This window comes from Streptomyces sp. PCS3-D2 (genome assembly GCF_000612545.2).
GTDB lineage: Bacteria > Actinomycetota > Actinomycetes > Streptomycetales > Streptomycetaceae > Streptomyces.
Genome location: NZ_CP097800.1, coordinates 5235952 through 5262559 on the forward strand (window position 1 = coordinate 5235952; position 26608 = coordinate 5262559).

The window sequence follows — 26608 nt, forward strand, 5'->3', positions numbered from 1 at the left end:
GCGGGCCGGTGCCGAAGCAGACGACGAGGAAGGGCAAGACGATCGACGAGGTGTGGTCGGGTACCTGGGTCGCGGACCGGCTGGGAGTCGCCCTGCACGACTCCGAAGGGGGGCCGCGGCCCGGTCCGCGGCTGAGCCCGCGGCTGACGGACCTGCTCGGGATGGCCCTGCGGCGCAACCCCAAGCGCGCACACCTGCTGGTCTCGCAGGTGCTGGGCAAGCACGTCCCGCAGTCCCCGAGCACGGTGTACGCCGCCGGGTTCGGGCTCGGAACACGCGTACGGGCCCTGCTCGGCGACGAGGCCGCGGCGACGGCCGTGGTCCTCGGCTACGCCGAGACCGCCACCGGGCTCGGCCACTGCGTCGCCGACGGCCTGGGATCCGCCCCGTACCTGCACTCCACCCGCCGGCCCGTCCCCGGCGTCACGGCGGCGGGCGGCTTCGAAGAGGCACACTCGCACGCCACCTCCCACCTGCTGCTGCCCGAAGACCCCGCGCTCCTCGCCGGCGACGGGCCGCTCGTCCTGGTCGACGACGAGTTCTCCACCGGCAACACCGTCCTCAACACCATCCGCGACCTGCACGCCCGTCACCCCCGCTCGCGGTACGTGGTCGTCGCCCTCGTTGACATGCGCTCCCCGGCCGACCGCGACCGGCTCACGGCCTTCGCCGCCGAGCTGGGCGCACGCGTGGACCTGATCGCCCTCGCCTCCGGCACGGTGTCCCTCCCCGACGGGGTGCTGGCCAAGGGGAAGGCGCTGGTGGAGGAGCACGAGCAGACGGACGCGGCGGACGCGGCCGGACCGGCGGGCTCCCCGCGGCCCGTCCTGCACGTCGACCTGCGGTGGCCGCACGGGCTCCCCGACGGCGGCCGGCACGGCTTCCACCCGCTGCACCGCGAGCGTCTGGAGGCCGCCCTGCCCGACCTCACCGCCCGCCTCGGGGCCGCCCTCGGCGCCGATCCCGGACGGGTCCTCGTCCTCGGCAACGAGGAGCTGATGTACGCGCCGCTGCGCCTGGCCAAGGCGCTGGAGGAGACGGGCGCGGCCCGCGAGGTCCGCTTCTCCACCACCACCCGCTCCCCGGTGCTGGCCGTGGACGACCCCGGCTACGCCATCCGCACCCGCCTCGTCTTCCCCGCCCACGACACCCCCGCCGACGGCCCCGGCGACCGCTACGCCTACAACGTCGCCCGCCCGGCGGACGGCTCCGGCTTCGACACCGTCGTCGCCGTCGTGGACTCGGCCGGCGACACCCCCGAACTGCACACAGGACTCCTCGCCGCCCTCGCCCCGCACACCGGCCGCCTCGTCCTGGCCGTCGTCCCCTCCTACACACCGTCCACGGCGCCCCTGCCGCCGGGCACGGCCTTCAGCACCCCCGACACCCGGCAGGAGCCGACCATGCCCGAGCCGCTGCGCGGCCCCGCCTTCTCCTCCTACGCCCCCGAGGACGTCGGCTGGCTGCTCAAGGACCTCTCCGGCGTCCAGCTCGAAGCCCCCACCGAGGAGCGCGAGGAGGCCATCCAGGCCGGCGGCGCGCACTACGCCGAGTCCCTGCCCGTCGAGTACCAGCCCTCGCCCCAGTACCAGGAGCTCTACCGCAGCGCGCTGACCGCCTCCGCCGCCCGCGTCGCCCGCGCCGTCGGCACGGTCACCGAGACCGTCCTCGCCGAACGCTCCCCCTCCCCGGTCCTGGTCTCCCTCGCCCGCGCCGGCACCCCCGTGGGCGTCCTGATGCGCCGCTGGGCCCGCGCCCGGCACGGCCTGGACCTCCCGCACTACGCCGTCTCCATCGTGCGCGGCCGCGGCATCGACGCCAACGCCCTGCGCTGGCTGGCCGCCCACCACGATCCCGCCGACGTCGTCTTCGTCGACGGCTGGACCGGCAAGGGCGCCATCACCCGTGAGCTCAGGGACGCCCTGAAGGAGTTCCCCGGCTTCGACCCGGAGGTCGTCGTCCTCGCCGACCCCGGCTCGTGCGTGCCCACCTACGGCACCCGGGAGGACTTCCTGATCCCCTCCGCCTGCCTCAACTCCACCGTCTCCGGACTCATCTCGCGTACGGTTCTGAGGTCCGACCTGGTCGGGCCATCCGACTTCCACGGCGCGAAGTTCTACCGCGAGCTCGCCGGAGCCGACGTCTCCGCCGAATTCGTCGACGCCGTCGCCGCCCACTTCGACGACGTCGCGGACGCCGTCGACGAGGCGGTCAAGGAACTCCTCGCGGCCGACCGCACGCCGACCTGGGAGGGCTGGGCGGCGGTCGAGCGGATCAGCGAGGAGTACGGCATCCACGACGTGAACCTCGTCAAGCCCGGGGTCGGCGAGACCACCCGCGTGCTCCTGCGCCGGGTGCCCTGGAAGATCCTGGCGCAGCGCGGCGCCGGGTCCGACCTGGACCACGTACGGCTGCTCGCCGAGCAGCGCGGCGTCCCGGTGGAAGAGGCCGACGACCTGCCCTACACCTGCGTCGGGCTCATCCACCCCCGATTCACGCGCGGCGCCACCGGCGCCGACGGAAAGGCTGTAGCCACCCAGTGACTGTCCTCGTAGCCAGTGACCTCGACCGTACGCTCATCTACTCGGCGGCCGCCCTCGGTCTGACCATGCCCGACCCGGTGGCCCCCCGCCTGCTCTGCGTCGAGGTCCACGAGAGCAAGCCGCTGTCCTACATGACGGAGACGGCAGCGGCGCTGCTGGCGGAGCTCACCGAGGACCCGTCCGTCGTCTTCGTCCCCACCACCACCCGCACGCGCAAGCAGTACCAGCGCATCCGCTTCCCCGGCCGCCCGGCCCGGTACGCGATCTGCGCCAACGGCGGGCAGCTCCTCGTCGACGGCGTGCCGGACCGCGATTGGCGGCGACAGGTCGCGGCGCGCCTGGCCGAGGAGTGCGCCCCGCTGGAGGAGGTCCGCGAGCACCTGTCGTCCGTCGCCGACCCGGCGTGGCTGCGCAAGGCACGGGTGGCCGAGGACCTCTTCGCCTACCTCGTCGTCGAACGCCCCCTGGTTCCCGACGCATGGCTCAAGTCCCTGGCGGAGTGGGCCGGGCCCCGCGGCTGGACGGTCTCCCTCCAGGGCCGGAAGATCTATGCCGTGCCGCGCCCGCTCACCAAGAGCGCGGCGATGCGCGAGGTCGCCCGCAGGACCGGGGCGACCACCACCCTCGCCGCCGGCGACTCCCTCCTGGACGCCGACCTGCTGCTGGCGGCCGACGCCGCCTGGCGCCCGGGCCACGGGGAACTGGCCGACGCGCACTGGACGGCCCCCTCGGTGACCGCGCTCGCCGAAGCGGGCGTCCTGGCCGGCGAGGAAATCGTGCGCGCATTCGCCCGCGAGGCCGGTCGGCTCGGCAGACTGGACGCATGACCAAAGGCAACAGCACGAAGATCACAGACGAGCTGTACCGCTACATGCTCGACCACAACCCCCCGCTGGACTCCGTCCAGCGGGGGCTGGTCGCGAGGACCTATGCCGCGTTCCCGGACGTCGCCGGGATGCAGTCCGCGGAGGAGCAGGGACCCCTGCTGGCCTTCCTCGTCCGCCTGACCGGCGCCCGCCACATCGTCGAGATCGGCACCTTCACCGGCTTCTCGGCCCTGTCGATGGCCCAGGCGCTGCCCGCCGACGGCCGCCTCATCGCCTGCGACGTCTCCGAGGAGTGGACGGCGTACGGCAGGCAGGCCTGGGAGGAGGCCGGCGTCGCCGACCGCATCGAGCTGCGCATCGCGCCGGCCCTGGAGACCCTGCGGGCGATGCCCACCGAGCCCCACATCGACATGGCCTACGTGGACGCCGACAAGGAGAGCCAGATCGCCTACTGGGAGGAGCTCGTCCCGCGGCTGCGTCCCGGCGGTCTGATCGTCACGGACAACACCCTGTTCCACGGCACGGTCCTCGACGAGTCGGCCACCGGCTCGGCGGCCGGCGTGCGCGCCTTCAACGACCACGTCGCCGCGGATCCGCGCATGGACTCCGTCCTCCTGGCGATCTCGGACGGCCTGACGCTCTCGCGCAAGCGCTAGACGGGCGCCGGCAGGCAGCAGCGTCAGCCGCAGCCGCCGCCACCGCAGCAGCCCCCGCCCGCCCCGCCCATGGGGCGCGCGGCCGCGGCCGCGGGCGCGCGGCCCGCCCCGCCCACGGCGACGGCGGACAGCAGCTTCACGGTGTCGGCGTGCCCGGCCGGGCAGTCGGCAGGGGCGGAGGACTCGGCCATGGGGCGGCTGACCTCAAAGGTGTCGTCGCAGGTCCGGCAGCGGAATTCGTAACGAGGCATGCGCACAGGCTAAGCGCGCGCGGCGCCCGCGCGCTACGACTCCCGGCCGGCTCGCACACGGTGTCGGGGCCGGCCGGTGGGACGCGGGACGGCGTGTGGGAAGGAGAGGACGGCGGTGGTCGGGGGCTACCCCGGGCGGGTCGGTGCCGGTGCGACGCCCGGCGGGTCGGCGCCGGTGCCGCGGCGGGTGGGCGGGCGCCGCAGCGGGTGGGCGGGCGCCGCGGCGGGTGGGTCGGCGCCGTCCCCCGACACCTAGACGGCGTCGGGCCGCGCGAGCTGCCCGCGCGCCAGCCTCGCCCGGTCCTCCCGGGCCGCCTGCTCCGGGTGACGGGCCCGCCAGTACGGATTGTCGTGCGGCAGCGCGCTGCCCACCCGCCCGTACATCCCGAACCACATCAGCATCACGCCGACGACGAAGCTGAACAGCACGTTCTGGATCTGGAAGGCCAGGAAGTTCAGCCCGGTGTCGAGCAGCGCCAGGTTCACGAACCCGCTCGCGATGAACAACACGCCCAGCACGATGTTCAGCGTCGAGGCGAAGGTCCCGCCCAGCACCATCCCGACGATGAGCAGCCCGCCGATGCAGATCGACAGGACACTCAGCGCACCGTTGGTGTTCAACGCGAGCACCGTGTCCCCGCCCGTGTCGAAGAACCCGATCCGGTCGATCAGGCCCAGGATCCCGAAGACCACCAGCAACAGACCGGTCAGCCCCGCCCCGACCCGGTACACCTGGCTGAGCTTGTGATCGATGGGCAGGTGCTCGTCGAGCCGGGCATTGACGGGATGCAGAACGCGCTGCACCCGCCGCGCCATCGGGTGCGGATCCTGCGGTACGCGGGGCTCGTACGGCTCGTGGGCCACGTAGGGCGCATAGTGCTCATGGGGCTCGGTGCACCCGTACGCCGCATGCGGCGCATACGGCTGCTGGGACACCGGGGGTGCCTGGGACGCATGCGGCTTGTGGAAGGTGTGGGCAGCCATGGAGGCCTCCTCTGCTCCGTCCCGCACCCTCCAGCATCCGTCGCCGGACGCCCCACGACAAGCGCGACCCAGAACACCGGCGCGACAAGCGCCACGGGGCCGCGGAGCCGCGAAGGCAGGGGCGGAGCAGACCCGCCCGCGCTAGCCGTGGGCGAGCTCCTCCCGGATGCCGGTCACCACCCGGTTCACGGAAGCCCGGACGGCCTCCATCTCCTGGAGGAACGCCCAGTAGTCCGGATGCCTGCCCTCCAGCCCGTCCAGCGCCCGGCCCACCCGCGCCACCGCATCGTCCAGCGGCCGGGCGTGCCGCGGATCCGGCACACTGCGCCCCGCCATCGCCAGCCGCTGGGCGTCCCGGATCGCGAACCGGGTCCGATCCACCTCCGCCTGCGGATCCCGCGCCACCGCCTCCAGCCGCGTCAGCCGGTCCTGCGCCGCCGACACCGCCTCGTCCGTCGCCTCCAGCGCACCGCGGACCGCCTCGATCAGCGCCCCCACGTCCGCCCAGCGCTGCTCGTCCCGGGCCGCGCCCGCCTCCCGCAGCTGCTCCTCGGCCCGGGACACACTCCGTACCGCCTCGTCCGGCACCTGCTGGAGGTCCTGCCAGCACGCCGCACTGAACCGCCGCCGCAACTCGCTCAGCACCGGATCCACCCGTTCCGCCCGATTGCGCAGCGCCTGCGCCCGGGTCCGCAGGCTCACCAGCCGCCGGTCGATCTCCGCCGCCCGCTCCGGCAGCCGCGCCGCCTCCGCCCGTATGGCCTCCGCGTCCCGCAGGATCCGGTCGGCGCGCCGCACCGTCTCCTGCACCCCGTGCTGTGCCGCGCCCTGGTTCAGCTTGGTCAGCTCCGGCCCCAGCGCCGCCAGCCGCGCCGCGAGGTCGTCGGCCCGCATCCCCTTGGCCCGCACGGCGTCCAGCGCATCACTGGCCCCGATCAGCGCGGCCCTGGCCCGCTCCCGCGCCGGCGCGACCCGCGCGAGCTGCGTCTCGGCCTTGTCCAGCAACGGCTGCAGGCTCTGCGCGAACCGCTCCAGCTCCCCCTTGACCCGCACGAGTTCATCACGGGCACGCGTCAGCTGATCCCGCGCACGCGTGGCCACCGCGGCCTCCAGCTCCGCCCGGTCCAGGTCGTGCGCGTCGACCGCCTCGATGTAGACGTGGCTGACCTGGTCGATGCGCTGCCCGAGCGCGGCGAAACCCTCGGTCGCCTGCCGTGCCGCGGGCGACCCGTCCGCCGCGGCGATGGTCTCGATCGAGATCCGCAGATCCCGCTGCGCCGTGTCCAGCTCGTAGAACGCGGCCGCGGCGGCATCCTTGGCCGCCTGCGCATCCGCCCGCCGACTCTCGTCCCGCCCACCGAACCACCGCCGGGATGCCGTCGTCACAGTCCCTCTCCCGTACGTGTCCGCCATGCCCCGGTCCATTCTCCCCCACGGGAACGGGTTTGCGTGGGGGGTGTGCCCGCCATGTAGGCTGTCCACTCATCCACGGGTGCGTAGCTCAGGGGTAGAGCGCTGCTCTTACAAAGCAGATGTCGGCGGTTCGAAACCGTCCGCGCCCACCGTGCCTGACCAGGCACTTCTTATCGAACGGGCTCCAGGAGATCTCTCCTGGAGCCCGTTTTGTCTTTCCCTGGGGACAAACTGGGGACAAGGCGGATCGCAGGCCACCCTGGGGACACCGCCCGACCTCGGGTGACCCCGGGTGACATCAGTTCCCCCCGCCCGCCGATGCCGCCCCTGCGGTTCTTGCCGCACTCGAAGCGATCGCGCCGCGCGAGCAGTCTTGCAACGGCCCTGGTCGGAGGCCGCCAGGCCCCGCCCGTTCGAAGCCCTGAGGTCTGCTCAGGGTTCGCAACCGTCGTCTACATCGCCCTTCGGGATGACATCAGCGCCTAGACCGGGAGGACCATGCGCTGCTGGCCCGGGTGCCACACGCACTCGGCGTACAGGCGGTTGTAGTCGTGCTCGGCCCCTTCGTCGGTGGCGTTGCAGGGTTCACGTCGGCCGGCCACGGCTCGGTAGTAGAAGCCGTACTCCTCGCACTCGTCGGTGCCCGGCCAGCGGCCGGACCAGATGGTGAGGCAGGTGGTGCCCGGGTGGCAGTAGCCGCGCTGGCGGCCTGTGAGCGCGCAGCGAGCGACGTCGCAGAGGTTCGTGTGCAGGGTGCCGGGTTGGGCGTGGCACGCGGGGCAGGTGTCTGCGTCCGGGCTGGCTTCGTGGGGTGCGGTGGCGAGTTCTCCGAGCCAGAGGGATCGGAGTCGCTGGTTGACGTCGTGGTCGTCGGCGACGGAGTGGAGCTTCAGGGCGCGGTGGAGGAGTTCACGGAGGTGGAGGGTGGGGAGTTGGGCGAGGGCCCAGTGGAGGGTCAGGTCGCCGGTGGAACGGCGGGTGATCCAGCGGGTGTGGGTTCGGCTGCGGGTTGTGGCGGTGAGTTTTATGTGAGGGTTCGTGGTGAGACGGCTGATTCGGGCACCGTTCTTTTCGAGCCATTTATTCGCCGTGTCTGCGTGCAGTTTGATCAGGGTTCGGCGTGCTATGTCCGGATCTTCCGCCGCTTCCCGGCTCAGGTCGACGACGAAGCCGTCTTGGCGGTCGTAGTGGACCCGGGCGGGCTTGGCCTGGGGGCGGTCGTCGACGAGGCGGAGGGCGTGGGGTGTGCCGAGGATCGCGAAAGTCTCGCCGTCGCGCAGGACCTTGGTGGGGTTGGTCGGGGCCTGCTCGCAGAGCTTGGTCAGCTCTCGGTAGACCCAGTGCTTGCGGCGGGTGACGAGGGCGCGGGCGTCATCGTCGGTGAGGCTGTGCGGGCCGCGGACGGTGATGCCCTCGCGGGGGGTGACGGTGAGGTCGGTGGTGGTGCGGTTGCTGGTCTTGATGGTGATGGTGATGCCGCCGTGGTTGGCGGTGCGGGTGGTCTTGCCGGTCATGGCTGGGGGTCTTTCTGGTTGACGGGGTGGCGGTGCGACCGACACCCCGTAACTGAATTCTGCTATCCATGAGGGGTGGGTGGGTGTACGCACCCACCCCGGGGGGCGTCCTACTTCTTCTGCCGGGCGGGCCGGTACCGCTTCAGGCCGTCGGCGAGGACTTCGGCTTCTACCTCGCTGAGGGTGTAGCCCTGGCCCTTCAGGAAGCTCAGCCAGGTCACGCAGTTCTCATCGACGTTCCGCCAGGCGCCGTCGTGCATGTTCTCGCTCTCGAACATGGCCGCCACCTGGGCCAGCAGCAGCCTCCACCGCCGGGACTTCGGTGTGGTCGCGATGAGCTTGGCGTAGGGGCCCTTCACCCGGTTCCACTGGTTGCGGTCCTTGTTGGGGTCCGGGATGCCGAGGAACGCGGAGATGAGTTCGGTCTTCGGGTTGCTGGCGTGGCGGCCGTAGTAGACGGAGGTGCCGGTGATCACGCTGAGGATCAGGGTCCATGTGGTGTCGTCCGCCTCGCCGTTGGCCGCGCACATTTTGGTGATGAACTCCCAGCGGACCGTTCGGGCCGTACGCCACGCCTTGTTGTAGCGGATGACCTTGCGGCGCGCGTCCAGCTCCTCGGGGGTGGACTTGCCCTTCTTGCTGGCGGCAGCGGCTTCGTCGGTCAGCTCGTGCCTGTACCGCTTCCAGTCGGTGCAGACCCACTCCACCTCGACCTCGCCGGGGGCCAAGGCTGCGGCATGACCTGGGCACTTGGCGTGGTGCTCGGCCGTCATCGGGTTGCCGATGCCGGTCACCAGGTCGGTCAGGAGGCGGGACTTGTCGTTCTCCCGGTGCGCCCGCCAGACCACGATCTGGATGCCCTGCTCGGCCAGCTCCCTGACGATGCGCTCCCGTTCCTGCTGCTCGTGCTGCGTCTGCCGCAGCTCGGCCAGGGCGTGGGCCCAGTTGCCCCGCTTGTCGTCTCCCTCCCTGATGTCGCGGCTCTTGGCGCGCTGGAGCTTGGACAGGGCGCCGGGGACCTCTTCCACGGTCTGGAAGTCGGCCATCTCCACCAGGTCGAAGTCGGCGGTGGTTGCCTCGCGGAGGGCCTTGTCGCTGAGCTTGGCGGCCTGCGGGGCTGCGGTGATCTCCTCAGGTGTGATTCCCAGGGCGCGGGCGGCCCGCTCCCGCTTGAGCTTGCCCACCGGCATCAGGGCCAGCTGTTCGGCAGCGTCGAGAACGTCGAGGGTTGATGCTTCGCGGCGGTGGACGTTCTCGATCACGGACAGGGCCAGCGCCTCGTCGTCCGCGTCGCGCAGGTCCTCGCGGACGATGGCGGGCACCATCTGCACGGGCTCGCCGGCCGCGACGGCCTTCTCCGCTGCGATCAGGGCGGCCTTCATCCGGCGCTGCCCGAAGACGACGCCGAGCAGTCCGTCCTGTGCGCCGGTCTGCGGCCGCAGCAGCAGCGGGGTGTGGACGCCGAATTCGAGGACGGAGTCGATAAGCGCCGGGTCGGGTTCGGTGCCGTTGTCGTCGTCGCCCCGCCGCTTGCGGTGGTTGTAGGGGTCGATGATGAGGTCGCGGGGGTCCACCCATACGAATTCCCCGGTGAAGGCGGTGGTGGTCTCCTGTACGTGGTCGGTGGTGGGCTCGATGGCGGTCGCGGTCATTTCGGCTCCCTCGGAAGTGGGGTGCGGGCGGTGGGTTCGCCCGCACCCCGGTGGTCTGGGTGGGTCACGCAGTGGTGGAGGCCTTGGCCTTGCGGGGCGTGGTCCGTCGCGGGGTGGTCTTCTTCGCGGCCGCCGGCGGGGTGCTCGCGGCGGCCTTCTTCGCACGGGGCCGCGCCTTGGGCGCCGGTGCGGCCTTGGGGGGCTCCTGTGCCTGGGGCTCACTGGCGGCCGGTGTGGGGTCGGGCTGGTCGGCCTTCGTCGGTGTGGGCTGCGGCGCGTCCGGTTCGGTGTGCTGCTGCTCGCCGGTCGCGGGGGTCTCGTCCGGCGCGGCGTCCTTCGGCGGGTGAGGGGTTCCGTTCTGGCGGAGCTTGGGGCGGTGGCCGTCCATCGCGGGCAGGAGGCGGGTGGTGATGACGTCCATGAGGCTGCCGTCGACGGAGGTGTCCTCGCGGAAGGTGACGCCGGCGTGGTAGGTGGGTTCGCCGTCGATCTGGACGTAGGTCTGTGCGGCGGCGCCGTCCCACAGGTGCCTGATGCCGAGGACCGTGCCGGTGGTGTGGCCGTACTGGATCGTCTTCGGGTCGGGGGTGGTCTCGATGCGGGTCCAGTCCGGTCCGAGCCGGTCGGCGAGGGGCTCGGCCAGGAGGAGCAGGTTGATCAGGGTGATCCGGGCGGTGGTGTCTGCGGGCATGGTCGTTCTCCAAGAGATGTGGTGCGGGTGAGGGTTACGGGCGGTTGCAGGCTTCGCGGATCAGCGCGGCAGCGTCTTCGGGGAGGCTGGTGATCGTGTCGGTGGCGCTGAGGTAGCCGATGAACAGGACTTCGCCTGCGACCGGTTGTGTGATCTGGGATTCGAGTGCGTCAGAGGCGGCGGCTGCCCACGGGTTGAGAGGCTGGCCTGCGCGGTGGACGCGGGCGAGGACGACGATGCTCGGGCCTTCCGGGCGCTCGATGTGCTCGACGGCCTCGGCGCTGTCGAACAGAGCGCGGCCGACGACCCTGTACTGCTGGCTTCGGTCGGCGCCGAGGTCGTATTCGCGGACCTGGCCGTCGAGGGCGATGCGCAGGGCGGTGGTGGTGTCGGTCATGGCTCCTCCTGTGGTTGTCGGCCTTGGGTGCCCCCCTCAGCTCATATCTAAATTCTACTATCTACGAGGGGGGCGTCAAGCTCGTTCATGCAGGTCAGGGCGGGGGTGGGGCTAGGTCATGCACCAGCCGGAATCGCATCCGGGGTCGAATGGCAGCTCGTCCTGCGCCGCGCGGATCGCGTCGGCCAGCGGGCGGGCGGTGCGGGTCAGGAACACCTCATCCCGGCCGAGCGCCGCACGCCGCGCGTTCAGTGTCTCCTCGAGGTCGCACGCCCGGCCGAACAGGTTGGGTCGATCCCTGGCCAGCTCCGACCAGCCCGCCAGCGTCTTCAGCGGGCAAAACCAGCAGGCCGACTTCGGCGGGGCCTCCAGGCCCTCGTCCGCGATCAACCCCAGGCAGTCCGTCCGCCGCATCCGCAGATCCAGCAGCGGGTACGTCACCTCCTCGTACGGCTCGACCCGCCGCGAGGTGGCCCGGCCGATCTCGTCCAAGGAGATCCCGACGCCGACCTCCGCCGGTGCCCCACGGTGCGCCCCGTTGGCGCGCAGCCACCTCCCTGTCACCTTGATCTTGTGGTCCCGGGTGCAACCGCGGGTGCCCGGCGCCCCGTTGCTCATCCGTACCGGGATCGGCAGCGACCTGGACCCGGGCCGCATCAGTCGCTCCCACAGGGTTTCCCGCCGTCCGGCGGTCTGCCGGTGAAGGACGTGCAGGCGAAGGCCGTGCGCGCGGGCGTAGGGTGCGGCGACCCGCTCGATGTAGTCCAGGGTGCGTGGGTCCTCGCTGTCGTCGCCGACGTTGGCGAAGAGGAAGTCGCGGTGCGGGATCTCCCCGCGGGCAGCCAGCACCATCAGGCCGGTGCTCTGGACGCCCCCGCCATAGCTGACCGCCTTCACGCGGCCACCGCCGACTCCAGCAGCGCCTGTGTCTGGCGGATGGCGGCGATCATGCGCGCCGCGCCCATCACCTGGTCGCGGTGTGCGATCACGGCTTGGGCGTGCGCGCGGGCGTCCTCGACAGCTCGGGGGTTGGCCAGGGAGTCATCGCAGGCCACCACCACGTGCGGGCCCAGACCCCACACGATCGCGTTCACGGCCCCGCAGGCCGCCGCGATCGGGTCCACGTCGACCATGGACCACTGGAAGTCGGCCGGGTCGAAGCCGCGCCAGCGAACGGCCTGGGCGGCGGCGCGCAGCATGCCGCCGCTCCCGCCGGCCGGATCATGGATGTGCTGGCCTGTCGCAGCGCCCCGGGCCGCGACGGCGAGCTCGGCAGAGAACGCGCTCAGCGTCGCCTCCGCGACCACGTCCGTCACGGTCGGCGGGGTGTGGAACTCGCCCAAGCCCTGTCGGGCGCCGTTGCTCCGGAGCAGCATGATCACGTGAGACAGGGCGTCGGTTCGCGACCGGTCGATCGGGTCGGCGTGTCCCGTCAGGTCGAAGATCCCGGCCTTCAGGGCAGCCTGGGTGACCACCTTGACGCAGTATGCACGGTGGTCGTCGATCTCGTCCGGCGCGTTCAACCACTCGTGCAGGACGCGCGCCCGGTCGATCAGGTCGGGGCGGGCCTGCCAGTTCACAGCCCATATCTGCTGGTACATCTCGATCAGCTCGTGCGGCTTCTGGGCGAGGATCTGCGCCTTGAGGTCGGGGCCGTTGGGGTCACCCTGCCTGACCAGGGAGAGGGCGGCGACCAGGCCGATGGGCACGGCGATGTCCGGGCCACCGTGTGCGCGGTTCCATGCGTCCGCGACGGCCTCGCCGAGTGCGGCAGCGGTGCGGTGTGCTTGGTCGTCAGACATCCGCTGACGGCCGGCGGGCTTCGCGCGCGGGGCTGGAGTCGAAGCTGTGGCGGCCGTAGGGCGGACTGTCGCAGCGGGCGGTGCCGTGCGAGAGGGGGCAGGGGCGGGCTTCGAAGGCTCGTCTGGCTCGGAGGTGAGCGCGGCGAACAGGTCAAGTTGCAGGTCCATCGTGACTCCTTCGGGGGTGCCGGAACTGGGCGACCCGCCCCGCGGAGGTGCGGGACGGGTCGGGATCGAGGGGTGGCCCCCTCTCAGTGTATCTAAATTCTACTATCTATAGGGGTGGGGTCAACTCCCCTCCGCCGCGCGGCGGAGGGCCTCAGCCGTTGTCGAGCCAGAGGAGGCCGTACGGGGTCCGAAGCAGCGTCGTCATCGCGGCCTTGTGTACATCGGCGCCGAGCTCCTGCCAGTTCACCTCATCGAAGCCGTCGCGATAGGCCTCGACGTCCACGCAGTGCGGCTGATCGGCGGCCGTCATCACCTGGGCCAGGCTTTCGCCGAACCCGATGACCTGCTCGCGCATCTCCTGGTGGATGCCCTCCAGGTGATCGCGCCACCGGTCTCCGCGCCGCTCCCACGCGGCGGCGATACCCGGTCGCCAGCCGCGAAAGGGCGACACCCCGCCAGCTTCCAGCAGGGCGGCCCACGCGATCGCCCTTTCCCGGTGGAGTAGCTGCGGCAGGTAGGTCAACTCGTACAGGTGCGCGCCCTGCCAGAAGCTCGGATCCACGAGGGGCGCGTCGCGGGCGGCTGCCAGTGCCGTCTGAGCCTCAGCCCACCGCTCCGTGCGCAGGCGCCGGGAAGGGATCAGGGTCCGGTACTCGTGCGCCGTCGCAGGGTTTCGGACTCGGGCGAGCCACGCCCCGCCGGCCGTGAAATGCGGCTGGTCGCTGACGTTCACAGGATTCCTCGCAGGTGCTCCGGCGCGACCGACCGCTCCCAGCGGTCGAACTCGGGCCGCCACATGCGCAGTTCTCGTAGATGCATTGCGGCCTGCGAGGCGTGCCCTGCGCGCTCGGCCTCGGTCAGGGGTGCTTCGACGCGCGCGCCGCACCACCCAGCCGGCCACGTGGGTCGGGTGGACTGCGGGGCGGCCATCGCCAGATGCCAGTCCAAGTTGGCGATCAGGGTGTTCGTGGTCTGCGCGGAGATGGGGTCGGCGTCCATGTGGTTGATGAAGTCGGGGTGCGCGGGGGTGACGTGGAAGCTGGCCCGCGCCGAGTCGGCGGGCATCTCCACCCAGACCTTCTGTCCGTACAGGGGGTGATCGCTCGTGTGGACGACGTACCGGTTCATGGCCAGGCAGGTGCCTTCGGTCCTCGACAGGTACAGGACGGAGACGCGGTCTCCGATCTTGAACGGCTTCATCGTGCCGCCTTTCGTGGGGGTGGTCACGAGCGGGGGAAGGCGCGCTGTGCGGCGCGGCCGCGGCGGGCTGTGGCTGTGCAGGGCCCCAGGAGTCGTTCAGCAAGGAAGAGGGCTTGCTCGCGGGCGCCGTCGGCGTGCGCCGAGCCGAGGAGTAGGGCGGCCTCGTGGAACGCCTCGGCGCTCAGGGTGTGCGGCTGGGCGCAGCCGCAGCTGCCCGTGGCGGTCCTTCCGAGCTGGTCGAGCCGTTCCGCGATTTCGGCGACGGGGATGCATCCCGCGTGGCGGCGCTTCGGTCGGGCGCGGCGGAGGTGGCTGTAGAAGCGCAGGCCGTCCCAGTCGCACAGCAGGCACTTCACCGGCCACAGCACGTCCGAGCCCGGGTATCCGCCCCGGGGTGCCCAGCCCAGTTCGCTGATTCGGGCCAGCGCCATCGCGGCGGAGGTGATGTTGCGGGTGCTGGGCGGGAGTTCGTGCAGGTACTGGCCCAGGTAGCCGTCATCGGTCATGGTCTCCACTCCTTCGTGGTCGTCGGGGCGGTGAGGGGGGTAGGGCACCCCCTCACCGCATATCTAAATTCTACTATCTATCGAGGTGGGGTCAACCTTCTGCCCTTCCCCGGGCGGGGGGCTATCCGACCAGGGGCAGGAGCGGGGCCGCCGCCGTCTCCACGGTCGGCTTGGCGGGCTCCCCGGGCGCAGCCTCCGGCTTCGGCTGGATGGCCCGCACGAACCCGCTCCGGTCGCGGGACAGCGTCCAGTCGCCCTCGCCGCACACGTAGCCGCGCTCGTCGAGGATCCTCGCGATCTCGTCCTGGAGCGGGCGGGACCAGACCGACCGGTGAAACTTCGTGTCTTCCCTGGCCGTGATCGTCACCGGCTCGAAGTCCTTGTGGGGACGGCTGTTGCCGTTCCACCACGTCAGGGTCGCCTCGGCCCCGCCGAGCGGGCAGGTGACGTAGACCTTCTTCGCCAGCTTCGGGTCGCTGCTGGCCTTCTTCGCCTTCGGCTTCGGCATCGCCGCCCGGGCCTCACGGACGGCGCTGGCCGGCTGCTCCTCCGATGCGGCGTGGGCGGCCTTCGTGCCGGGGACCTTCCCGTCGGCGAGGAAGGCCAGCATCGCAGCCTCGGGGCAGCGGGCCCGGACCTTGGTGTAGTCGGCCGGGTGCGTCCAGACCTGCCCGCGCTCGGTGGCGTCCTCCAGCGACATCACCTGCTTCGGGGCGAGCCTGAGGTTCCACGCGACGCTCAGCGTCTTGGAGTTGACCCGCTTCACCTGGTACCAGGAGCCCAGGTACATGACATAGTCGCCCGGGGCGAAGTCGTCCGCCGTCCAGATCTTCACGCCCTCGGCCTTCGCCTTCTCGACGACCTCCTCCCAGTGCTCGATCTCCTTGCGCAGGTCCCGGATGTGGCGGGCGTGCCGGTCGGCCGAATCCCAGCCCTTCTCGACGGCCTCCTCGCGGTACCGCTCCTGCTGGCGGAGTTCGGCCCCCAGCTTCTCCAGGCGCCTCAAGGTCCGGTACGGGTTGTTCCGGTGCTCCTTGTAGGCGTCGGCGGCCTCCGCCCGGCCCGCCCAGTAGCTCGCCTTCTTGCCCTCCTCGATCGAGGCCCGCATGTTGCCGTGCATGCGCTCCTGGTCGCGGCGGGCGCGGTGCTCGCTGTGGTGGCCGACGAGGATGGGCTGGCCGAACTCGAACCGCCGGCTGATGTCGTGGGCTGCGCCCCGGCGGGCGTCGGAGGCCGCGGCGGCGCGGCCCGCGCGGTCGCTGAACCGCTCGGCCCGCTCCTCGGCGCGCTCCTCGCGGGCGGCCTCGATCTCGGCGAACGTGCGGTTGTCGTTCTCGTCAATTTCGATCTTGACCTCATGGCCTGCCGCCCGGAGGGCTTCAGCCGCTCGGTTGATCTGCCAGTGCTGCGCCTCCTTGTCTCGGGAGCCGCGGATGTAGATGCCGACGTTCCGGGAGTAGCGGAAGCCGTGCTGCCGGACGATCTCGTAGACGCCGTCTCCCTTGCGGGAGCCGTGGAGGATCGTGCCGTCGGCGCGGGTGTGTTCGATCTCGATGGTCATGACGGTGCAGGTCCTTTCAGGTGCGGATGAGCCGGGCAAGGGGGTGCCACCCGGCGTACAGGGCGTCGATGAGCGGGTCGTGGGCGACGAGCAGGCAGACGGGACCTGTGGCGCCCGTTGCGGTCTCGATCACCTCGAAGGCTGCGGCTGTGTCCGTTCGATCGCGGACCGGGGTGTTGTCTGCCTGGCGCAGCCAAACGCTGGCGCCGCTACTCATATCCACCGGCCCTGGATGCGCTGGGCGAGCAGCAGCGTGGCAACGAGGGAGACCGCGTTCTCGTCCCGGTCGAAGGCCAGCGACTGGGCGGCCATGAAGGCAGGAGTGGCCACGTGGACGAAGTTGGTGCGCTCGGCCACACCGCTTGCGGCTGCCTCCGCTGCCGCGTCGGAGAAGTACCCGGCGTAGCGGGCCGCATCGTCGTCGGCCTCCCCCGTGAAACGCCCCCGGGCCTCCCACGCAGCCTGGAGCAGCAGGATCCGGCGGAGCTCAGGGGTGGCCCGCTCCCACATCCACAGGACGCCTCCCTGCGTGGCGAGTTCGAGTGGCGAACGGTGCTCGGCCGGCGCGCGGAGGAGGTTCGCTGTGACGATCAAGGCTGTGCGGGTGGCGAGGAGGTCGAACACGTCATGCTCCAGGTCTTCGTGGAAGTAGTGGTGAGACGGCCTGGTCATCGACGCCGTCCGGTGTGGGCGGCCTGGTGCACCGAGCGGGAGGCCTCCGTCAGGATCCGTGCGTCGTGGTGGCGGCCCAGGATGAGCAGGGCGCCGACCTCGAACATCGTGAGCCAGGCGCAAGCGGAGACAGCCGCGGCGAACTCCTCGTAGGTCTGGCCGCTCTTGTGCGGCGGCCGTCGCCGCCAGGCGCTCTGGGTCACCCTGTGCGCCAGGTTGGCCGCTGCTGCGGTCTGCTTGGGGCTGAGGTTCAGGGCCCCGATGATCTCGGCGGTACCGAGAAGGGGAAGGTTCTTGAAGGACATGGGTTATCCAAGAGGTGTAGCGGGGCGCCCGCGAGAGCGCCCCAGCGCGGGTGACGGTCAGTGGGAAGCCCAGCCGAAGAACAGCCAGCCGTCCTGGCCGTCGTCGAGAACGACCGGCAGCGCGCCGGCCGGGCCGCGCTTGTCGGAGATGCGGCGGTCCGCGTTCAGCAGCTGGGAGGCGCGCACGTACGCCTTGTCCGCGCTGGTGCGAGGTTCGTCGAAGGCCAGGTAGGTGTCCTTTTCGGCGATGCTGCCGGTGTAGCCGCCGCGGCCGTGCTCGTAGAGGGCGGCATCCCGAGCGGCGTGAAACGCCTGCTCGACGTCTGGGCCGGCTTCGATGTGGTCGAAGTCAACAGCTCCCATGGCTGTCTCCCTTTCGGTTTTGGGGTGGGTTGGCATGGCGCGGCCCGCCCCCGGCGGGGCGGGCCAAGGGGGCGCTCAGCGGATGCGGACGCGGATTCGGTTGGTCCGGAGGGGGCTTGCAGGGCGGCGACGGCAGACCGGCGTGGTTCGCACGTCGTGCAGGAGCTGATCCACCGGGTTGAGGATCGGTGCGGGCGCTGCGGCGACCTGTGCCACGGCGTCGTCGAGGCAGGTGGTCCGCACGTGGGGGAACTGCTGGTTCCAGCGGCTCATGGCCTCCCCGTCGGCGGGGTCCAGGCCCGCTTCGAGGGCGAAGGCCTCCCACTCCAGCGCCATCGCGACTGCGGCCCAGGTCAGGGCGACCTCGGCCTGGACCTCGCTGATCGCGTAATCGCGGGAGACGGCCAGCACGCTAATGGGGTCGGTCATCGGGGTGTGCATCGCGATCCTTCCGGTTGGAGTGGGTCGGGGCTTCCCCCCTCCCTCGTATCTAAATTCTACTACCTTCAGTGGGGGTGTCAACATAAAACCGCAGGTCAAGGGGGGTGGCGCTAGCCCTTCATTGCGAGTGGGCGGCGGGCGCTCCTCGCCCCGCGCTTGCGAATCGTCGCCGCGCCGGCCGCCCGTGACTCCGACCGCTGGGCCGTGACGCGGCACTGCCCGCACAGCGGCTCCCCGGCCCTCCGGTGACCGCGCACGCCGCTGGGCTCGCCGCAAACGCCCGCGCGCGAGACGAGGGACTTCGGCAGCGGCGGGGCACCTAGGGCGCGCGCCGCTTCCTGCCCGTTGATCCACAGCCGCGCCGCGCAGACGCCATCGAACTGCGACCCCTTCGGCCGGACTCGGTCGTAGCACTCCTTGAGCACGGGGCAGTCGAGGCAGGCGCGCACCAGCGGCTCGGCCGTCTTCGCCAGCTTCTCGGCAGGCTCCTCGGCCTGGCCGGCGGTGAAGATGTAGCTCTCGGAGCCGGCGCAGGCGGCCTGCTCCAGCCAGGTGGTGGCGGCGGTCGAGTTGATCACGACAGGTCCTTCTTGGGGTCGGGCGGTCAGAACAGAGGTGGCTGAGGCCGCGGAGTCGGGAGGATGGCGTCCTTCGCGGCCTGGGCGCGCAGCTCGAACGCGAAGGCCGTACGGGCCCACGGCTCGTAGAAGTGCATCCGCCAGGCGTCCGCGTCGCGGAACGGTGCCGGGCCGGGGAGGTAGGAGCGGCGGTGCTCCGTCTCGACGGTGACCGCCTGGCGCAGCGCGCCGTACCGGACGGGGGTTAGGTGCTCGTCAACCAGCTGGGACACCTGGCGCCAGCTGACGTCGCCGGTGCGCGCGCCGTTGGTGGCGTCCACCGCGTACCTGAATCCGCCCGGCCGCCAGGTCCAGCTGCACACGGCTCCCGCGTCCGGCTCGCCGGGCAGCCTGCGCAGGCGCATCCCCTGCTCCCCGCGCTCCCGAAGCAGCTGGCCAGCCCGCAAAGCCCGTGAGTCGGTGAACGGCAGGTCCGCGAACTCCAGCAGCTGGGCGGGGTTGAAGAAGTCCCGCGAGGCCATGGCCAGGTCGTTGTCGGTCAGTTTCATCAGGGGCGTCCAGTGCCGGGGGGTGTCGATGACCCATGTGGGTAAATAGATGATGGCCTATTTCTGGCCCGTGCAAGCGCGACAGACTGGAGGTGCCAGTAGCGGCAGCGTTGATGCGGGCGCCGCATGGGCCTGCCGGGGCAGCCAAGTGACTCGGTCACGGTATCTCCAGGAGGTTGCAGGTCGCACGTCAGGAAGCGGGCCATTGCGGCGTCAGAATACAGAAAGACGGTGGCCTATTTCTCCTGCTGCGTCTTGATGGCCGTCTCGCCGCGCTTGGCCCGGATCTCGGAGATCGCCTGACGCGCAACGTCCGAGAGCGTCGAGAACGGCTTCGCCCCCTCCGAAATCACCTGGGCATCCCGAGCACGCTGCCGGGCCTGCGCCGCCTTCCGCGCCGAAGACTCCTCGGCCTCACGGAGCTGACGAGGGCTCGTACCGCAGCCCCGGCACCCGCGGCCCGCCCCATCGGGATGCACCCGGCACCCACCGCCGGCCGCAGGCCGTGCCGGTCCGTCTTCTCGGACAGCGGCAGCAGGTCCCCCCGCTGCGCCAGCTGCGGGGGTTAGGGGGTTCTTCTCTGAGTACTGACTCTGGTTACTACCTATAACCCCGGGCGAACCATGGCTCGGAGAACCGGACACTGGAGAACCGACCCCCGAAAACCCGGTTTCGGTGGCGTCCGGCGATCCGCCCTCGCTCGCGTCCGGGGCCGCCGCCGTCTGCTCCCGCTTGCGGCGCCGTTCCAACCGCTTCGCCTCCAGCTTCCGGAACTCCTCGGCCGCCCAGTCCTGCGCCTGGTCATACACCTCCGTGATCCGCCGCAGGGTGCCATCCGTCATCCGCTCCGTCACGACCCGGTAGTAGCCCGCGTCCTTCAGCTCCCGCAGGGCCGTGCGGACCGCCTCCACGCCCTCCTTGCCCGCCTTGGCGATCCTGTCGGCCGCCACCTTCCACGTGTCCGGTTTCGCCAGCAGGTAGGCGAGGATGCCGCGCGCACGGAACGACAGGCGGGCGTCCTCAAGGGTGGCGGTCGGCAGCACCGTGTAGCCGCTGCTGAGGTGGCGGCGAAGGATGGTCACGGAAGATCTCCAGAAGGTGTTGTGCGGGTCGAACGGGAGCCGGGCGGCCCAACCCGGTCAGATGCGGGCCGCCCGGCGGTCTCAGGCGGCCTTACGGGCCGCGGAGACCTTGATCGAGCGGGATGTCTGAGCGGCAGCACGGCGGACCGGCACCACGAGGCCGGCGCGGCGCAGGATCTTCACCATGGCCTCGGCGTCGGGCACCATCGGCACGACCAGGTCGGCATCCTCGAACAGCGCGACCATGGCGGGCACGTCGGTCTCGTCCCTGTCGTTGCCGCCGCTCCAACCAAGGTGGTTGGCGCCGTAGTTGCCCTCCGGGGAGGCGGCCAACATCTCGCGCAGTTTCTTCTTCTCGTTGTTGGCGGCCCGCCACCGCTCGTGCGCCTTGACGTACGCGGCCAGCGCAGCGGCCCGGTCAGCGTCGTCGTGGACCAACGCAGTCTGCGCAGGGTCCCCCGGAGCTACCTCAGGCCAGCAGGCGGTGATGAAGGGGCAGTTGTCGCACACCTTCGACAGTCCCGGGCCGTCGTGGTCGCGGCGCAGTTCCTCGGGACTGCCTGCCTCGAGGACGCGCTCCACCCACCAGCGGGCCTGCTCCGCAAGCCACAGGTCGAAGGGGAACTCCTGCACGTGCTCCTCGCCGGTGTCACGGCACACGAACCTGAACCGGATCCGCTGCACATCCAGTGGGCCCAGCCGGTGCAGGTACCGCTGGCCGGGAATGTCGGCGAACCCGACCTCGCGCAGCAGCAACGCGTACAGCAGGACCTGCCGCATCTCCGCTGCCGTCGGCCCGAACCGCACGACACGGTCCCAGATCCGGGCGGACTTGGTCTTCACGTCCTCCACCGTCAGCTCCTCGGCCGGCACGAGCGGCCGATGCCGCTTCGGCACACGGGCAGCAGCCTCCGCGTCCAGGTGGACGGCGTCGATGTGCCCGCGGAGCACGTCGTTGGCGACGACGCGTTCGACCAGCCACCCGTACTCGCGCCGGGCGTCCTCCAGCAGGCCCCGGTGGATGTACGTGCCGAGGATCGCCGCCCGCTTGTCGGCGTAGGGGTTGTCTCGTTCGGTGCCGGCGAGGATGTACCCGGCGCGGCGCTGGCAGATCGTGTCGGAGGCGCCCAGCTGGGTCTGGACCGAGCGGGGCCGCCGAGCATCAGCGTCGTGGGCGGCGCCCCAGATCGACCCAGGCAGGGCGGCCGTCGTCATCGTGGTCATGCACTACTCCAAGAGGTGGGTGGGGTCCGCCCGAGGCGAGCGGACCCCACGGGATGCCGAGGAAGGGGGTCGGCTCAGGCGGCCGCGTCGAACTCGGCGGATGCCTCCGCCTCATCGCGGATCTGCGCGGCAGCAGCGCGCAGCCGGGCGGCGTCGCTGGTCGGGTCGTCCAGCTTCTTCGGGTTGCTGAGTTCAGAGGCCCTGCGCTCGATCGCGTTGCGGATGATCGCCAGCTCCTCGCGGTCGAGACCGGACTCCTTCTCTGCGTCCCACCACAGCTTCTTCAGGGCCTCGACACCGGTCTCCGCGGCAGCCTTCACCTTCGGCTCCCACACCTGGGCCAGGTCGCCCGTCAGCTCCGGCGTGGCCCTGGGCTGCGTGTGGATCGAGCAACCCATGAGCCCGAAGACCAAGTGCTCGATGCTGAAGTCCGGCACGTGCATGGGCTTCTTCGCGCTCCGGGGGACGGTGAACTTCAACGAGCGGGCGCCGACGATCTGCGGGTCCACCTCCCGGCGCAGCCGCACCCACACCGTGGCGTCGTACGCCAAGGACTTCTGCCCCTCGACCCGCCAGTCCGTGGCCTTCGCGCGAGGGATGGGCTCGCCCCGCTCATCCAGGGCCGCGACCTCCTTGCCGCGCGCAAGGAGGATCACGATGCCGGGCATCGTGCGCACCAGGTACATGACCCGCGCCCACCTCTCGCCCGCGTCGTTCCAGAGGTTCATGGTGGGCTTGATCTCGGCGTCCGGGTCGGCCTCCAGCTTCTTCCGGCCGGCCAGGGACCGCTGCGCCCGGACCTGGGTCCAGTTCACGAGCATGCGCCACAGGTTCGACACCGAGTCGATGACCAGAACGACCGGCTTCTCCTTCGCCCGGGCGGCACGTACGGCCTCGGCGTGGACCGCTTCGATCTGGCCGAGGATGTCACGGTAGGAGCCGTTGTGGTCGATCAGCTCGTAGTCCGCGCCGGGCACGTTGATGTACTCGTCGGCGGTCTCCTCGCCCAGCTCCAGCCAGTACGCCTGACCGGTCTTGTCCGATCCGGTGAACGCGGCGGCGGTGTGGGACTTGCCCGCCTTCTCTTCGCCCTCGACGAGGATCACAGGCCAGGGGATCACACCGGTGGGCTTCCGGGTGCGGAGCTTGGGAGGGGAAGACAGGTTGGACATCACATCTCCAAGAGGTGTTTTAGATGGTGGCCTATTTCAGGCACTGCGAAGGCCGCGCAGCTCGAAGACGGAACCCCACTCCGGGCGCTGCTCCAAGAGCAGACGGACGTAGCGACTGCGGTAGTTGTTGTTCAGCTTCCAGGTGTCACCCCGGGTGGCGCGGCCGTACTCGTACCGCAGGACCTCGAACAGCATCCCGATGCCCACTCGTTGCAGGCCCCGCTCCACGCAGTCGGCGGTCATGGCCTCCAGCTTCGCCAGAATCCAGGGGTTGAGCTCGTGGAACGCCTCGAACCGCTCCTGAATGCTCAGGTTCCCGCCGGCCGGGTCGGGCTGTCGCAGTGGAGCCATCGGTAGTTCGAGCTGCGTGGAAAGCATGATCCCTCCGGAGATAGATGGTGGCCTATTTCTACGTCATGAGCGCGGCGTGTTCCAAGTGAACTCGGCGGCCGATAACTAAATTCTACTACCTCTTGTGGGGGTGTCAATCACCGTAAATGCAGCGAGGGCCCCAGGCGCGCTGGCCTGGAGCCCTCAACTGCACCTTGGAGCGGCGCCGTTACGAATCCACCGGCGCCGCGCCCCCCTCCGCGGCCTTCTTGCCGCGCTCCTTGATCATCGAGCCAGGCCCTGCGTACCGACCCGTCTTCAGATCCTCGACGACCTCAGCCCGGAGCTTCCACTCGCCCGGGTTCCGCTTCGCGTCCTTCGACACCTGCTCCGTGTGCTCCGCACCCGCAAGGATCGTCTCCAGCAGCCACAGCGGCGACCCGGACAGTTCGTAGTCAGCCGGCGGCAGCATCCCCTGGGCGCTCTTCGTCGCCTGGCTCGCCTTCACCGGATCCACGCCGAACACCTCGGCGACCTCCTGAAGGCCGACCACGCACGGCAGCTCACCCTTCGACTTCGGCCGGACCCCGGCGCCCTGAGCCTGCTCGATGGTCTCCAGCCGGCCAACGTCAAGCTGCCGACCCCGCCCGCCCGCAGGCAGGGCAAGATCCACCACCAGGCCGCCAGGCCAGAACGGCTTCCCCGAGACGATCACCGCGTCCTCGTAGGAGAGCGTCCCCCTTGGAATCCACCGGTCGCTGACGGCCGTCGGCGCGATGTTGTACACATGCGCGATCTCCTTGCGGCCCATCACCAGCGGCTTAGCCACAACAACCCCTCCTCTCTCCTATGTCTGCGATAGCAGAATACGGGTATGGGAGGGGTGCCCGCGGCTCGGGCCGCCCGAGCGTGCCGCTCCCCCCGATAGACTGGGGTCACACTTTCCAAGAGGTGTACGGAAGCCCCCGCCATCTGCCGATGCCCGGGGGCTTTCCCGTTGGTTTTCGCGACCGGCTGGAACGTTTCCTCTTCTGCCCATTTTCGAGGCGCAGCCGTACCGGCCGGATGCCGGGCTGGCTCCGTCCGGCGGTCGGCTGCAAACCAGCATGACCTTGCCTGGTCCTCTACTCCCACGGCGACAGGTGCGGCACGCTGCTGTCTCGGAGCGAGTTGGAGGGGGCGGCCGTGGCGATCCGTGCTGTGCACGAACAGTGGGGCGCGGTTTTCGCGCACTTACCCGACCTGGGATGCGGTCGGGACTGGGCGGAGGTCTGGAAGGTCCGTCCACTTGCCCCGTTGAGCTGCGACGAGTGCCGCCATCCGATGTACGCGAAGGTCTCCTCCAGCAGCCTGCGATTCTTCGCCCACGCGCCGGGCGCCCCAAAATGCGCGCTGGCCGAGGAGTCGCCGGCCCATCACCTCCTCAAGCTGGAACTCGCCGCCGCCGCACGCGATGCCGGAGCGTACGCCGAGTTGGAGGTCCGCGGCCCGGACGGAGCGTGGCGGGCCGACGTGCTGGCGAGCGACCCGGCCGGAACCTGGACGATAGCCCTGGAGGCTCAGCTCTCACCCATCACGCCCGATGACATCACCGCCCGCACGGAACGAATGCTCGAGGACGGAGTGTCCTCGGTGTGGTTCAGCGACCGGGTGAGGGTCCCGTGGTTCGGCGCGGTGCCGTGGGCTGGTCTGGAGACCGTGGACGGCGTGCTGGCAATCAAGGATGGGCTGGCGAAGTTCTCGGGGAAACAGTGGGAGGCAGGCCCCCGAGGCGTGCCCGTCGCGGAGTTCCTGCGCTGGGTGTTCGCGAGGCGGGTGGTACCGCACCGGCGAGCCACCCCTGTCCGCAGTCCGCTGTCTGCCACTTGGCACGTCCTCTGGACGGCGCCGCAGTACGCCACGGCGGAGACCGACTACCTGGAGGTCAAGAGGCGGCGCAAGCGGGAGCAGGAGGAGCAAGAGCGCGCAAGCCGGGCCCGGCGGCACCAAGAGCAGCAACTGGAAATGCAGAAGGTCCAGGAGCGAGCCAGGGCAGAAGGTGGGCACCAAGCCGCTGTCCAAGCCCTCCTCGCCCGGCAGGCCGCCTTGGGGATACCGGCTGCTAAGTTCGTCCATCGGGCGACCGGCCGCTACCCCTTCGTCGCCGACAAGGGCGAACCTCAGTACGCCATGGGCGTTCCCGTCTACCTCGGACTCACCCCGTACGGCGTCGTCTGCCCGGTGGCCGGCAGGGTAGCCGCCGTGCGAGACCGCCTCGCCCCGCTTGTCGTCTTCGTTGCCTCCGAAGGGGAGCGGCAGCGCATCGCGGCACAGGCCAGACCCGGGCAACGGATCGAGGTCCTGAAGGGCACCGACCAGCCGTCGTGACCGCGCGCGAGGGCGCAGGCACGACAGCAGCGTCGCGGCCCACCTGCCCGAGGCGGAGAAGGCGGTGCGGCCGAACCACCAGAGCACCCGGGCGTTCGCCGGGCACCGGCCGCGAGCACACCTAGGCCCCGCAGGGGATGGCTCAGGCGGTCTGCCGATCTCGGCCGAGGTGGCCCATGGCCCAGGCGCGCTTGATGGCGTATGTCGGCTTGTAGGTGGCATCCAGCGCAGCCAGAAGGTCACCGTACGTATCGCGAAGGCGGTGCTCCGGCCACGAGACCAGAGCCTTCATCTCGACCACCGTCCGCCCGTCTGCGAGGAAGCCCAGCACCTGGAGCTGGTCCTCCGACAGCTCCACCGGATCCTCGGCGGCCGGCCGGGTCAACTGCTCGGTGGCGTAGGTGCTGTGGACCAGTGCCGTCGTGCGCGCGGAGCCGGTCTTCAGACGTGCAAACTTCAGCCTGGACTGCACTGCCGCGGGCGTGACTCCCAGCCGTTTCGCAATGGCTGCGATCTTCAGGCCGTCGGCGGCCAGGTCGACGGTCTCGAGCTCCCGTTCAGTCAGCCGGAAGCCTTCCCCGGGTGTCGCCTGCCCGCTCACGCCGCGACCCTCGTGATGTCGGTCGGCCGGTGAGGGGCGACGCTGCTGCCGTCAGGAAGGAGCTGTCCGGTGTCCTCGAAGAGCAACACGCCGTTGCAGAGGAGGCTCCACCCCTGCTCCGGGTGCGGCGCAACGACCTTGGCGGCCCCCCAGCCGCTGTCGTCGGCCCGCGGGCACGGCGGAGAATGCAGGCAGGTCGGAGACTGGGACTGTTCCACGGAGTTCCCTCTGGTCAGGCCGCCCGCTCCAGGGCGGCGGTGTACTTGGAAGCCGCCCGCGTAGCGCCGGGAAGGGGCACGGCCTACGCGGGCGGCGGCTTCAGCACGGTGGGCGGTCGTACCGGCCTCCGAGGCAGGGGGGCGTTCAACCGCGGAGCGGCGGCAGGGTCGGGCACGCCGCCATGGTGCTGCGGCAGCGGTGGCCACTCCGGCCTTCCTCCGTTGGCGACGGACAGCGCCGCGCGCAGCAAGCTCGGGCCTACGAGCCGGTTGCGGTCCCAGGGCCGAACCCAAAAGGGCCCCGGCGGGGCAGACCGACCAACCGGCGGCATCACCACTCGCCCTCTGGCCACGCAGCGGCCGAACTCGCCCTCCCACCGTGCTGCTGTGCCGGGAGGAACGAGCCAATACCGAAACGGCCGGCCGGGGTCGTCGACGACCGGGCCGCACCCGTCCTGCCAGGTGTCCATGAGCGTGAGCGCCAGATCGGAGCGTCGCCCGCGAGGCGTGACCACAACTTCGAAGGTTCGGGGTCCGAGCCG

Annotated in this window: 30 protein-coding genes and 1 tRNA gene; 5 read left to right on the top strand and 26 right to left on the bottom strand. The window is 70.8% G+C overall.

Annotated features, from left to right (window positions below):
* Window positions 1-8: 8 nt before the first annotated feature.
* From AW27_RS23010 to AW27_RS23020, 3 genes are read left to right on the top strand one after another with little or no spacing between them, the layout of a single operon-like run.
* Window positions 9-2543: a phosphoribosyltransferase gene (locus AW27_RS23010; protein ID WP_236647708.1), complete on the top strand. Its 2535-nt coding sequence runs from the start codon at window positions 9-11 to the stop codon at window positions 2541-2543.
* Complete coding sequence (locus tag AW27_RS23015; protein ID WP_037924022.1) at window positions 2540-3370, top strand: HAD family hydrolase; 831 nt, start codon at window positions 2540-2542, stop codon at window positions 3368-3370. Before AW27_RS23010 ends, AW27_RS23015 begins: the two co-directional genes overlap by 4 nt.
* Window positions 3367-4026, top strand: coding sequence for an O-methyltransferase (locus AW27_RS23020; protein WP_037924024.1), 660 nt, complete (start codon window positions 3367-3369; stop codon window positions 4024-4026). Before AW27_RS23015 ends, AW27_RS23020 begins: the two co-directional genes overlap by 4 nt.
* 23 nt (window positions 4027-4049) lie before the next feature.
* On the opposite strand, the gene AW27_RS23025 is transcribed toward AW27_RS23020, so the two are convergent.
* The 3 genes from AW27_RS23025 to AW27_RS23035 form a co-directional block, all read right to left on the bottom strand.
* Window positions 4050-4277, bottom strand: coding sequence for an FmdB family zinc ribbon protein (locus tag AW27_RS23025; protein WP_037924459.1), 228 nt, complete (start codon window positions 4275-4277; stop codon window positions 4050-4052).
* A gap of 252 nt (window positions 4278-4529) precedes the next feature.
* Complete coding sequence (locus AW27_RS23030) at window positions 4530-5093, bottom strand: DUF4383 domain-containing protein (RefSeq protein WP_037924461.1); 564 nt, start codon at window positions 5091-5093, stop codon at window positions 4530-4532.
* A 309-nt stretch (window positions 5094-5402) separates the two neighbouring features.
* The gene (locus AW27_RS23035) at window positions 5403-6686 is read right to left on the bottom strand and encodes a coiled-coil domain-containing protein (protein WP_037924026.1); all 1284 of its coding nucleotides are present in this window, start codon (window positions 6684-6686) and stop codon (window positions 5403-5405) included.
* Window positions 6687-6751: 65 nt separating this feature from the next.
* Between AW27_RS23035 and AW27_RS23040 the strand changes: the two genes are divergently transcribed.
* Window positions 6752-6823: transfer RNA gene (locus tag AW27_RS23040), tRNA-Val, on the top strand.
* 333 nt (window positions 6824-7156) lie between these two features.
* On the opposite strand, the gene AW27_RS23045 is transcribed toward AW27_RS23040, so the two are convergent.
* The 21 genes from AW27_RS23045 to AW27_RS23145 form a co-directional block, all read right to left on the bottom strand.
* Complete coding sequence (locus tag AW27_RS23045) at window positions 7157-8188, bottom strand: YgjP-like metallopeptidase domain-containing protein (protein ID WP_037924028.1); 1032 nt, start codon at window positions 8186-8188, stop codon at window positions 7157-7159.
* Window positions 8189-8298: 110 nt separating this feature from the next.
* The gene (locus AW27_RS23050) at window positions 8299-9840 is read right to left on the bottom strand and encodes a ParB/RepB/Spo0J family partition protein (RefSeq protein WP_052030897.1); all 1542 of its coding nucleotides are present in this window, start codon (window positions 9838-9840) and stop codon (window positions 8299-8301) included.
* 64 nt (window positions 9841-9904) lie between these two features.
* Window positions 9905-10531 carry a hypothetical protein gene (locus AW27_RS23055; protein WP_037924030.1) on the bottom strand — a complete coding sequence of 209 codons (627 nt, stop codon included), beginning with the start codon at window positions 10529-10531 and terminating at the stop codon, window positions 9905-9907.
* A gap of 34 nt (window positions 10532-10565) precedes the next feature.
* On the bottom strand, window positions 10566-10928 hold the full coding sequence (locus AW27_RS23060) for a hypothetical protein (RefSeq protein ID WP_037924033.1): 363 nt from the start codon (window positions 10926-10928) through the stop codon (window positions 10566-10568).
* Between the two features lie 111 nt (window positions 10929-11039).
* Window positions 11040-11825 carry an adenine nucleotide alpha hydrolase family protein gene (locus AW27_RS23065; protein ID WP_037924037.1) on the bottom strand — a complete coding sequence of 262 codons (786 nt, stop codon included), beginning with the start codon at window positions 11823-11825 and terminating at the stop codon, window positions 11040-11042.
* A complete protein-coding gene (locus AW27_RS23070) occupies window positions 11822-12730 on the bottom strand; it encodes an N-6 DNA methylase (protein ID WP_052030899.1) in 909 nt (302 codons plus the stop codon). Before AW27_RS23070 ends, AW27_RS23065 begins: the two co-directional genes overlap by 4 nt.
* Window positions 12731-13049: 319 nt before the next feature.
* The gene (locus tag AW27_RS23075) at window positions 13050-13631 is read right to left on the bottom strand and encodes a hypothetical protein (protein ID WP_037924040.1); all 582 of its coding nucleotides are present in this window, start codon (window positions 13629-13631) and stop codon (window positions 13050-13052) included.
* On the bottom strand, window positions 13628-14098 hold the full coding sequence (locus AW27_RS23080; RefSeq protein WP_037924041.1) for a hypothetical protein: 471 nt from the start codon (window positions 14096-14098) through the stop codon (window positions 13628-13630). Before AW27_RS23080 ends, AW27_RS23075 begins: the two co-directional genes overlap by 4 nt.
* 23 nt (window positions 14099-14121) lie before the next feature.
* Window positions 14122-14604 (bottom strand): hypothetical protein, encoded by a 483-nt coding sequence (locus tag AW27_RS23085; protein ID WP_037924044.1) that lies wholly within the window; start codon window positions 14602-14604, stop codon window positions 14122-14124.
* 121 nt (window positions 14605-14725) lie between these two features.
* Complete coding sequence (locus AW27_RS23090) at window positions 14726-16165, bottom strand: DUF3560 domain-containing protein (protein WP_052030901.1); 1440 nt, start codon at window positions 16163-16165, stop codon at window positions 14726-14728.
* Window positions 16166-16378: 213 nt separating this feature from the next.
* Window positions 16379-16837 (bottom strand): hypothetical protein, encoded by a 459-nt coding sequence (locus tag AW27_RS23095; protein ID WP_037924050.1) that lies wholly within the window; start codon window positions 16835-16837, stop codon window positions 16379-16381.
* Window positions 16834-17142, bottom strand: coding sequence for a hypothetical protein (locus tag AW27_RS23100; RefSeq protein ID WP_037924052.1), 309 nt, complete (start codon window positions 17140-17142; stop codon window positions 16834-16836). Before AW27_RS23100 ends, AW27_RS23095 begins: the two co-directional genes overlap by 4 nt.
* 57 nt (window positions 17143-17199) lie before the next feature.
* Complete coding sequence (locus AW27_RS23105; RefSeq protein WP_037924054.1) at window positions 17200-17505, bottom strand: hypothetical protein; 306 nt, start codon at window positions 17503-17505, stop codon at window positions 17200-17202.
* 75 nt (window positions 17506-17580) lie between these two features.
* Entirely contained in the window at window positions 17581-17934 is a 354-nt protein-coding gene (locus tag AW27_RS23110; protein WP_157840271.1) for a hypothetical protein, read from the bottom strand.
* Window positions 17935-18056: 122 nt separating this feature from the next.
* Window positions 18057-18524, bottom strand: a complete 468-nt coding sequence (locus AW27_RS23115) for a hypothetical protein (RefSeq protein ID WP_037924059.1) — start codon at window positions 18522-18524, stop codon at window positions 18057-18059.
* Between the two features lie 26 nt (window positions 18525-18550).
* Window positions 18551-19072, bottom strand: a complete 522-nt coding sequence (locus tag AW27_RS23120; protein WP_037924062.1) for a hypothetical protein — start codon at window positions 19070-19072, stop codon at window positions 18551-18553.
* A 236-nt stretch (window positions 19073-19308) separates the two neighbouring features.
* Window positions 19309-20154: a helix-turn-helix domain-containing protein gene (locus AW27_RS23125; RefSeq protein ID WP_052030903.1), complete on the bottom strand. Its 846-nt coding sequence runs from the start codon at window positions 20152-20154 to the stop codon at window positions 19309-19311.
* Window positions 20155-20235: 81 nt separating this feature from the next.
* The gene (locus AW27_RS23130) at window positions 20236-21378 is read right to left on the bottom strand and encodes a PD-(D/E)XK nuclease family protein (protein WP_236647710.1); all 1143 of its coding nucleotides are present in this window, start codon (window positions 21376-21378) and stop codon (window positions 20236-20238) included.
* Between the two features lie 74 nt (window positions 21379-21452).
* On the bottom strand, window positions 21453-22550 hold the full coding sequence (locus AW27_RS23135) for an AAA family ATPase (protein ID WP_037924066.1): 1098 nt from the start codon (window positions 22548-22550) through the stop codon (window positions 21453-21455).
* Between the two features lie 36 nt (window positions 22551-22586).
* Window positions 22587-22928 carry a hypothetical protein gene (locus tag AW27_RS23140; RefSeq protein ID WP_052030905.1) on the bottom strand — a complete coding sequence of 114 codons (342 nt, stop codon included), beginning with the start codon at window positions 22926-22928 and terminating at the stop codon, window positions 22587-22589.
* Between the two features lie 181 nt (window positions 22929-23109).
* Window positions 23110-23691, bottom strand: coding sequence for a hypothetical protein (locus AW27_RS23145; RefSeq protein WP_304949896.1), 582 nt, complete (start codon window positions 23689-23691; stop codon window positions 23110-23112).
* A gap of 374 nt (window positions 23692-24065) precedes the next feature.
* On the opposite strand from AW27_RS23145, the gene AW27_RS23150 reads away from it, so the two are divergent.
* Entirely contained in the window at window positions 24066-25247 is a 1182-nt protein-coding gene (locus AW27_RS23150) for a competence protein CoiA family protein (RefSeq protein WP_106967624.1), read from the top strand.
* A 142-nt stretch (window positions 25248-25389) separates the two neighbouring features.
* Here the strand turns inward: AW27_RS23150 and AW27_RS23155 are convergent, their stop codons facing one another.
* Both AW27_RS23155 and AW27_RS23160 read right to left on the bottom strand, forming a co-directional pair.
* Entirely contained in the window at window positions 25390-25848 is a 459-nt protein-coding gene (locus AW27_RS23155) for a sigma factor-like helix-turn-helix DNA-binding protein (RefSeq protein WP_037924071.1), read from the bottom strand.
* Complete coding sequence (locus tag AW27_RS23160; protein WP_037924074.1) at window positions 25845-26066, bottom strand: DUF5999 family protein; 222 nt, start codon at window positions 26064-26066, stop codon at window positions 25845-25847. The genes AW27_RS23155 and AW27_RS23160 overlap by 4 nt, the downstream gene beginning before the upstream one ends.
* Window positions 26067-26608 lie beyond the last annotated feature (542 nt).

Excerpts from the sequence above, each read along its gene's own strand:
- AW27_RS23020 (WP_037924024.1), top strand. The coding sequence starts at position 3,367 with ATGACCAAAGGCAACAGCACGAAGATCACAGACGAGCTGTACCGCTAC.
- AW27_RS23025 (WP_037924459.1), bottom strand. The coding sequence starts at position 4,277 with ATGCCTCGTTACGAATTCCGCTGCCGGACCTGCGACGACACCTTTGAG.
- AW27_RS23030 (WP_037924461.1), bottom strand. The coding sequence starts at position 5,093 with ATGGCGCGGCGGGTGCAGCGCGTTCTGCATCCCGTCAATGCCCGGCTC.
- AW27_RS23035 (WP_037924026.1), bottom strand. The coding sequence starts at position 6,686 with ATGGACCGGGGCATGGCGGACACGTACGGGAGAGGGACTGTGACGACG.
- AW27_RS23045 (WP_037924028.1), bottom strand. The coding sequence starts at position 8,188 with ATGACCGGCAAGACCACCCGCACCGCCAACCACGGCGGCATCACCATC.
- AW27_RS23050 (WP_052030897.1), bottom strand. The coding sequence starts at position 9,840 with ATGACCGCGACCGCCATCGAGCCCACCACCGACCACGTACAGGAGACC.
- AW27_RS23055 (WP_037924030.1), bottom strand. The coding sequence starts at position 10,531 with ATGCCCGCAGACACCACCGCCCGGATCACCCTGATCAACCTGCTCCTC.
- AW27_RS23060 (WP_037924033.1), bottom strand. The coding sequence starts at position 10,928 with ATGACCGACACCACCACCGCCCTGCGCATCGCCCTCGACGGCCAGGTC.
- AW27_RS23070 (WP_052030899.1), bottom strand. The coding sequence starts at position 12,730 with ATGTCTGACGACCAAGCACACCGCACCGCTGCCGCACTCGGCGAGGCC.
- AW27_RS23080 (WP_037924041.1), bottom strand. The coding sequence starts at position 14,098 with ATGAAGCCGTTCAAGATCGGAGACCGCGTCTCCGTCCTGTACCTGTCG.
- AW27_RS23085 (WP_037924044.1), bottom strand. The coding sequence starts at position 14,604 with ATGACCGATGACGGCTACCTGGGCCAGTACCTGCACGAACTCCCGCCC.
- AW27_RS23090 (WP_052030901.1), bottom strand. The coding sequence starts at position 16,165 with ATGACCATCGAGATCGAACACACCCGCGCCGACGGCACGATCCTCCAC.
- AW27_RS23095 (WP_037924050.1), bottom strand. The coding sequence starts at position 16,837 with ATGACCAGGCCGTCTCACCACTACTTCCACGAAGACCTGGAGCATGAC.
- AW27_RS23100 (WP_037924052.1), bottom strand. The coding sequence starts at position 17,142 with ATGTCCTTCAAGAACCTTCCCCTTCTCGGTACCGCCGAGATCATCGGG.
- AW27_RS23105 (WP_037924054.1), bottom strand. The coding sequence starts at position 17,505 with ATGGGAGCTGTTGACTTCGACCACATCGAAGCCGGCCCAGACGTCGAG.
- AW27_RS23110 (WP_157840271.1), bottom strand. The coding sequence starts at position 17,934 with ATGACCGACCCCATTAGCGTGCTGGCCGTCTCCCGCGATTACGCGATC.
- AW27_RS23120 (WP_037924062.1), bottom strand. The coding sequence starts at position 19,072 with ATGAAACTGACCGACAACGACCTGGCCATGGCCTCGCGGGACTTCTTC.
- AW27_RS23130 (WP_236647710.1), bottom strand. The coding sequence starts at position 21,378 with ATGACCACGATGACGACGGCCGCCCTGCCTGGGTCGATCTGGGGCGCC.
- AW27_RS23135 (WP_037924066.1), bottom strand. The coding sequence starts at position 22,550 with ATGTCCAACCTGTCTTCCCCTCCCAAGCTCCGCACCCGGAAGCCCACC.
- AW27_RS23140 (WP_052030905.1), bottom strand. The coding sequence starts at position 22,928 with ATGCTTTCCACGCAGCTCGAACTACCGATGGCTCCACTGCGACAGCCC.
- AW27_RS23145 (WP_304949896.1), bottom strand. The coding sequence starts at position 23,691 with ATGGGCCGCAAGGAGATCGCGCATGTGTACAACATCGCGCCGACGGCC.